This is a genomic window from Pseudoalteromonas porphyrae (genome assembly GCF_001298125.1).
GTDB classification, from domain to species: Bacteria; Pseudomonadota; Gammaproteobacteria; order Enterobacterales; family Alteromonadaceae; genus Pseudoalteromonas; species Pseudoalteromonas neustonica.
The window spans coordinates 1-2436 of the sequence record NZ_LHPH01000052.1 but is presented as its reverse complement, the minus strand read 5'-3'; the positions used below and the strand labels follow the sequence as shown (position 1 = coordinate 2436).

Sequence of the window (2436 nt, the reverse complement as noted above, 5' to 3'; positions counted from 1 at the left end):
CACCTGATTTATCATTTTGTAGAGCCGTTTTTAAATTAGCTTAACTGATCATCATCAGTCAATTTATTTAACTGTTTTCGTATCGATTCTCCTTTTAAGTTCAACTTAATCGAACCATGAATTAGCCTATCTAAAATGGCGTCAGCATGGGTTGATTCTCCGATCATCTCATGCCAGTTTTCCTGCGGGAGCTGACTTATTATTATGTGTGATTTATACCCATATCGCGCATCGATTAATTCGAGTAAGTCACCTCGTTGCTGCGCACTCAGTGGTTCAAGCCCCCAGTCGTCTAAGATCAGTAGATCATACTTTATTAGCTTCGCTAGTAATTTTCGGTAACTACCATCTGCTTGTGCTAGAAACAGGCTCTCAAGTAACTCTTTTAATCGAATATAGTAAACACTTTTTCCTTGTAGGCAGTGCTCATGCCCTAAGGCACATGCGAGGTATGTTTTTCCACAGCCTGTTGCCCCAGTGATTAAGATATTTTGGTGTAAGTTCAACCAGCTATTTTGGCTTAAGTTACGTATCTGTGCTTTTTCTATATTGCGTGTCGGCGAGTAAATCAGTTGATTTAACTGAGCCGGTAAGCGGAATTTAGCATGTCGCACGAACCTGTCGATTTTTCTTTGCTCACGCGTGTCAATTTCATGTGTTAGCAATAAACTGATGCGCTCTATAAAGCTTTGCTCTTGATATAGATTTGGCTGTTCAAGCTGCTGCTTGAGTGCTTGCTTTATACCCGATAACTTGAGTAGTTGAAGTTGCTGGTTAATGGTGTCTATCATGATTCATTTCCTTAATGGTAATACTGTGTGCCGCGTATGTTGCTATGTGTAATTGGCTTTTCTGGCTCTGTTTGCTGTGTGGGTAACGGTTGTTGATCCAACCCTTTTTTCAGCATCTGCTTAATTGATTTGAGTGTGGTCGTATTCATCACGATGGCGCGATAGCATGCTTGCTCAAGCCGTTCTTTTGAATACGTTTTAGCTAAACTTAACAGCCCTAAACAGACGCGATAAGCGTGCTCGGGGTGACGCCGTCCACTGAGTTGTAACTCAACAACTTGGTGGGTATACTTCCCAATACTTAATGCCCATGAGCGTAAATTTATCGGTGACTGCTCATGCTGTTTTTGATGCGCCAGAGGCATATGATGAGGCTGTGTTGTATGCCCACCTAAACGATGTGAGCGCGGATGCTGTGCGATTAAGGTATCGTCATGATAAAGCTGTACTAGCTGATTGGTTATGTGTGCGCGTAATTGTTTCTTAACCCACTGATACGGCACACTGTAATAATGTTTTTCTATTTCAACATGATAATCAATGTGTACTCGCACCGTTTTGATTTGTGTATAGTGATAGGGCTTTTCAGGCAATGGCTTTAATGCGCTTTTATCCACCATATCAAAGAGCTGTTTACGTGACTGTTGATATTGCTTCATCACCTTATTGTTCATTACATCAAGTAGCTTTGCTATTTCTTGATTTAGGTGCGCTAAACTGTAGAAGGTTTGGTTACGCAAGCGTGCCATGATCCAACGCTCAACAATTTGTACACCGACTTCAGCCTTCGATTTATCTTTGGGTTTATAAGGTCTAGCGGGTATGACAGCGACGTTATAATACTCGGCTAATTGATGATAAGTGGGGTTTAGATCAGGCTCGTAGCGACAGGGTTTACTAACAGCACTTTTTAAGTTGTCGGGAATAACAAGTTCAGGCACACCGCCTAAAAACGCAAAACAACGGGCATGACTCATCACCCAATCTTCAAGTTGCTGGCTATACGTTGCCTCAGCATAGGTATAATTTGATGCGCCGAGCACGGCAACAAACACTTGAGCAGTGCGTGTCTCCTGTGTTGTAGGGCACGTGATGGTCAGCGTGGGGCCACAATAATCCACAAACAGCTTTTCACCGCCTTTATGATGCTGACGCATCGACAACCGTTGTTTTCCTAACCATTCCCGATAGGCGCGGCAGAAGTGGCTATAGCTGTAATAAGGTTCACCGACTTCCTCACGCAATTCATCGAATACTAACTGCAACGTCAAATGTTTGTGCTGCTTTAAATCCTTATTGATGGTGAGCCAGTCAGGTGTTGGATATCTTTTCTGACGGGTTGAGAAGTCCCTGATTTTTGTATTAAGAAAAGTACCGTGTTGTTTATCTTCAGGTAACGGCCATTGGTTTAAGCCTAACTCATTGGCCTTTTTAACGTAATTAGCGACGGTCCCAGGGGAGATATTTAAGCTTCTAGCAATCTCTCGATGGGATAATTTTGCTGAATATTTCAGCCGTAAAATAGCATGTAATTTACTCATAGATATAGGTCTTGTTGACATTATTGTTATCCTCATCAAACGATTTAGATAACGGTTTAACATACCTACAAAAATGATAAAACGTGAACTCGGTAACGAGTGGC

The 2436-nt window shown here is 42.0% G+C and carries 2 protein-coding genes; both read right to left on the bottom strand.

The genetic code is table 11. The annotated features are described in order from the left end of the window. Window positions 1-35: 35 nt before the first annotated feature. On the bottom strand, window positions 36-791 hold the full coding sequence (istB, locus tag ADS77_RS21015) for an IS21-like element helper ATPase IstB (protein ID WP_054456186.1): 756 nt from the start codon (window positions 789-791) through the stop codon (window positions 36-38). Window positions 792-802: 11 nt separating this feature from the next. After that, window positions 803-2353: an IS21 family transposase gene (gene istA, locus ADS77_RS21010; protein WP_054456185.1), complete on the bottom strand. Its 1551-nt coding sequence runs from the start codon at window positions 2351-2353 to the stop codon at window positions 803-805. Between the last annotated feature and the right edge of the window lie 83 nt (window positions 2354-2436).